Raw genomic sequence first — 833 nt, 5'->3', positions numbered from 1 at the left:
AGCCCATTTTGGGAAATCCTTCCACTCACAATGCTCCAACCCCGACTTACTAAAGCGATAAGCGCAATTTATTCGCTGATGGGTCATACTCGAGATCACAAGTGACAATACTATAAAAAAACCCAGACTCGTTATCACCCTGGACCAAACCCCTTCATTCCCTGCAGGGGTTGAATACAAAAAATATGACATTCCCATTAGCACAACAGACATGAACGCAAACATACAATTAGCCACAAATGTATTGTAATTACGCGCCCGAATTGTCCAAGCCATTAATTCAGGCTCATGCACAAACTTCCACTCAAGCTGCGGCGGTAGTTCAAGGGGTTTATTAAGATTCAACATTATAGGTCTCAACGATCGTTTGAATTGGGGACGGCTAACTTAAGTAGCTCTGTGCTTTGGTGTGTCAGCACGATGCCATCTTTTTCAATCAGTTCACTGCCAGGTGTACTGTTGACTCGATCAGCCTCGTTCGCTGTCCATTCCAGCGCCAGTCGGAACATGTAGCCGCGGCCGTCTGACCGCTGCCGCACGTCGCGCGGGTATTTAATCTCCAACTCAAGGATCGGGTTGTCCGTCGGGCTGTCAATCCAGACTTGCCACAGACGGTGTTGATCTTTCTGGGTGTAAGTGAAATCCGCTGGGCGAAGGTTATATACGGGTCCGTTGGGCAACTCTCCGAGCCGCTTCGGATCAACCCAGTTGCCATCAAGAAACTGGTCGTAAAAGTTATTCTCCGTGGCATACAGCCGATCTTTAGAGAAATAGCGCTTCTCGACTATTGCTGGTTGCAAGGTCACTTCTTTGCCCGCCAGTGCTGCGGGCAG

The 833-nt window shown here is 48.7% G+C and carries 1 pseudogene; it reads right to left on the bottom strand.

The window, feature by feature from the left end:
* Window positions 1–356: 356 nt before the first annotated feature.
* Window positions 357–833, bottom strand: a pseudogene (locus NPS47_RS25235) (T6SS effector BTH_I2691 family protein); the annotation flags it as partial.

The sequence above is a fragment of the Pseudomonas putida genome, from assembly GCF_028682475.1.
Lineage (GTDB): Bacteria > Pseudomonadota > Gammaproteobacteria > Pseudomonadales > Pseudomonadaceae > Aquipseudomonas > Aquipseudomonas putida_AG.
This window is presented reverse-complemented; position numbering and strand designations above follow the sequence as displayed.